Below are 3,865 nucleotides of genomic sequence, written 5' to 3'. Positions count from 1 at the left end.
ACTAATGAATTTACGCTAAGATACTAACAATCTATACTAACCCTAAAACTAAAAATCATTGATTAATTTCGATATTATCTGGTGGCGAGAAAACTTTTGGATTAGGATACTCAGCAGTCTTCTCACATTGCAAAATTAGATCTATTTTCGGGGCTGTGCAATATCCAAAAGGTTAAATTGAGTGAATATAAAACATTTAAACCGCAAGTAGCGCTGTATATCAGCAAATTAACACCAAATGTAATAAATAAAATATAGAACCGATTTGTGAATTATTGAGAAAATATATATCGTTTTATATACTTATATGCAACAAAAGGTGCATATTTTTACATTCAAGACACGGATTTTATATTCATTATATCACTCTCGAAAGTATCTCTTGAAACCGCACGATTTTTCAATTTGTTCCGATATGTATAGATTGTATAGACAGAATAATTCAGCATCTGTGCTATCCGGGAGCTTTCTTCAATCCCAAGCCGCATGAAGGCTATTATGCGCAAATCCGTATTCAGTTTCTCGCCTTCGCGCAATACAATTTGCTCATCCGGACGAAGCAAAGAATTGACATCCTTGACAAAGTTCGGATAGATATGCAGAAACGCATCATCAAACACATCATAAAACTCCTTGGAATGCTCTTCGATATATTTGCCTTGTTTGGTTATCTTGAGAAGATCATCAACTTTGCCGGTTGTGATCTTGCGATTCACCATCTTGTTAAACTGCGTCAGTTTATCCATATATATCGAACACAGGTTAAGGAACTGGGAGATATAAACATCCTTTATGCTGTTTGCCTCTTCCAACCGCAATGCCATGCGGTTCATCTGACGGTTTTTGCGATGCAGACCATAGAGAGTTATCGCCAATATGACCAGCAGAACAGCCATAACCACCATAACAATATAGGTTCGGATCCTTGATCCACGGATCTCTTCTTTGTGAGCGCTTTCAATTATAGGCAACACCTGAGAAGACTGGAGAATTCGCAAAGGGGCGTTACACTCCACAGCTTCTGAAAGGGCGACGGACAGATAATCATAGGCATGCTGAATATCTCCACTCAGATATATTGTCTTGCCCAGCTCCTGCAATGATGCGACCTCCAGAGTCGCACCTCGCGTATCAGCGATAGCCGACAACGCCAGATAATACTCGTAGGCGTAATGCTCACCCCTCGTTCTTGAAATATCGGCAAGCAGATGACACGCACGCGCATAGAGATTGTCTTCCGGCGGCAGCTGGTCGATCAGCAGCATGACAAGAGCTTTGGCCTTGGAATACTCCTTATTATAATAATGGTATTCCCCCTTGTTCAGCATATACCTTGGCGACCCCTCCTCCAAAAGTCCGATCAGAGCGCCTTGTGCTTCATGCGACTTGGCCATATAACGGTCATATATCTCCGGATAGTTCACATAGTAAGAAGCGATGTAAAAATACATCTGCCTGGCAGCATCTAAATATTCCTCCTGAAGGCCTTTTGGCAGGTTCTCGTAATCAATTTTCGCAAAACCGTTCTCGGCCTGGCTGATAAATGCCAATAGCGGAAGATAGGTCAGCAATCTCAGCTGAAACCTGGTGGCGATCGAGTCAAATTTCAGATCTTTGGCAAGCAGTATTCCCCGGTTATAGACAGAGACCGCCGAGTCTGTGTTATAGGCGTTATAGGTATCCCCTAACATCAGCAAAGTAGACAGCCTTGACTCCTGGTTTGCGGGATTGTGCTCCAACAAACTTTTAAGAGAATCAATTGTCGCACAGCGTCGTGATATGTACTGGTCTCTCTGGGCCAACTCAGCGTCAAGAGTCTTGAGCATAGAAACAACCTCCTTGCGCCCGATAGTTTCGCTACCGGATGCAAGGAGGGTTGCAAATACAATCGAAACGGTGACTATGAGAGTCCGCCTGAATCGATCAATATAATCGCTGTGATTACAGTACCTGGATCTGAAGTTTGTCATACGCACGCTCTGCTTTTGCTCTTGCTTCTTCAACCGTATCGGCAGTAGCGAGTATCACACCCATGCGACGATGGCCTTTGACTTCCGGCTTGCCGAATATACGCATCTGGACACCCGGTTCTTCAAGCACCTTGTCAAGATTATCCATGATCACCTCCGAGCTATCGCCTTCAACCACGACGGCACGTGAGGCCGAGGGGCCCAAAAAGCGGATTTCGGGTACGGGTAATCCGGTCAATGCTCTTGCATGAAGCGCAAACTCACTGAGATCCTGCGAGATCATAGTGACCATACCGGTGTCGTGTGGACGCGGAGAGACTTCACTGAAGATAACATCGTTGCCACGGACAAACAGTTCTACACCAAAAATGCCATATCCTCCAAGAGCATCGGTCACCTTACGGGCAATCTCCTGTGCGGCAGCCTTTGCTTCAGGAGTCATGGCCTGAGGCTGCCAGGAATAACGATAGTCACCATCAACCTGTATATGTCCGATCGGCTCGCAGAATGTTGTTCCGGCAACCGAGCGGACTGTGAGAAGGGTTATTTCGTAGTCAAATTTCACAAATCCTTCAACAATTACTCGTCCTGCTCCGGCTCGACCGCCTTCCTGGGCTATTTTCCAGGCTTTTTCTATATCCTCAGAGGATTTTATCACACTTTGGCCGTGGCCGCTGGATGACATGATAGGCTTAACCACGCAAGGGATACCAACAGCCTCGACTGCCGACTTGAATTCTTCAAAATCAGAAGCGAAACGATATGGAGAAGTCATAACTCCAAGCTCCTCGGCTGCAAGACGGCGGATACCCTCGCGGTTCATAGTGAGGAAAGCAGCATTTGCAGTCGGAGTGACATGGTAGCCTTCCCCTTCAAGTCCGACCAACACAGGCGTTGCGATAGCTTCTACTTCCGGTATTATATGGTCCGGCTTTTCTTCTATGATCGCATTGCGTAAGGCCTCCGCGTCAAGCATACTGAACACGCGGCTCTTATCGGCCACATGCATGGCGGGAGCATTGGCATATTTATCACAAGCCACAACCTCAACGCCCATGCGCTGGAGTTCGATAGCAACCTCTTTTCCTAATTCGCCACTGCCGAGAAGCATGGCCTTGCGACCGCTATTGGTCCACTTGCTTCCTATTTTTGTCATCTGAATTCAAAAAACGATAATGATGTTTATAATCTTCTTTCTGCAAAATTACCGAATTTCCACGAAATATTGCTCAAACTGACGATTTATTTTGTAACTTCGCCCAAAGACCGGAGATTCCGCCGGAGACACGACACAGTGTTTTACGAAACCGCAAATGCGCTGCAAAATCATATTGCATGAAAATCTATTTACAGCAAAAAAGTCCGGGACGTATGCGACAACCGATCACATCCTGCCCGATAGAGCTTTCCGCCCGTCCGGCCACCACCGGAGCATTGATCAGTTCGATCGTACGCACAATAGTATTGGCATATAACAACTGTATTGACGGCAACCCGACAGATCCTGACGCTGACCGCCATGCGAATCCGATGGACGAACATCAGATCAACGATCTTGCTGAAACAGGCCGCATTGCTTTCGGATTTGTCTACAACAACAAAAAGGAAGATCCAGAAAAGGCTGTCGAAAATGCCTTGCAATGTCATGAGGACGGCATTTTCAAAATATTTCTCAATGGAAATCCACTTGGCTCAAACGAAAGCCGGATTGAAATAACTGACGGAGACACTTTGACAATTGTTCGCCTGACTCTGCTGTCGGGCAGAATGTGGTAAATATTATAGATTTATGAATATTCATTGGAACCACAGCTACAACGACCTTTGAGTACCTTATATTGAAAAATTGATATACGGCGTTAATAATGCCAAAGTGCTGACAGACGATACACGCA

3 protein-coding genes are annotated in these 3,865 nt (G+C 45.3%); 1 reads left to right on the top strand and 2 read right to left on the bottom strand.

Annotated elements, in window-relative coordinates:
* Positions 1 to 335: 335 nt before the first annotated feature.
* Both K2H17_RS00060 and purT read right to left on the bottom strand, forming a co-directional pair.
* Positions 336 to 1,826, bottom strand: coding sequence for a DUF6377 domain-containing protein (locus K2H17_RS00060; RefSeq protein WP_300129997.1), 1,491 nt, complete (start codon positions 1,824 to 1,826; stop codon positions 336 to 338).
* A gap of 115 nt (positions 1,827 to 1,941) precedes the next feature.
* Positions 1,942 to 3,126 (bottom strand): formate-dependent phosphoribosylglycinamide formyltransferase, encoded by a 1,185-nt coding sequence (gene purT, locus K2H17_RS00055; RefSeq protein ID WP_300129996.1) that lies wholly within the window; start codon positions 3,124 to 3,126, stop codon positions 1,942 to 1,944.
* Positions 3,127 to 3,341: 215 nt separating this feature from the next.
* Here purT and K2H17_RS00050 point away from each other — a divergent pair, with 215 nt between their 5' ends.
* A complete protein-coding gene (locus tag K2H17_RS00050) occupies positions 3,342 to 3,746 on the top strand; it encodes a hypothetical protein (protein ID WP_300129995.1) in 405 nt (134 codons plus the stop codon).
* The last annotated feature ends 119 nt before the right edge of the window (positions 3,747 to 3,865 follow it).

The sequence above is a fragment of the Duncaniella sp. genome (assembly GCF_029054785.1).
Taxonomy (GTDB): domain Bacteria; phylum Bacteroidota; class Bacteroidia; order Bacteroidales; family Muribaculaceae; genus Duncaniella.
This window is presented reverse-complemented; position numbering and strand designations above follow the sequence as displayed.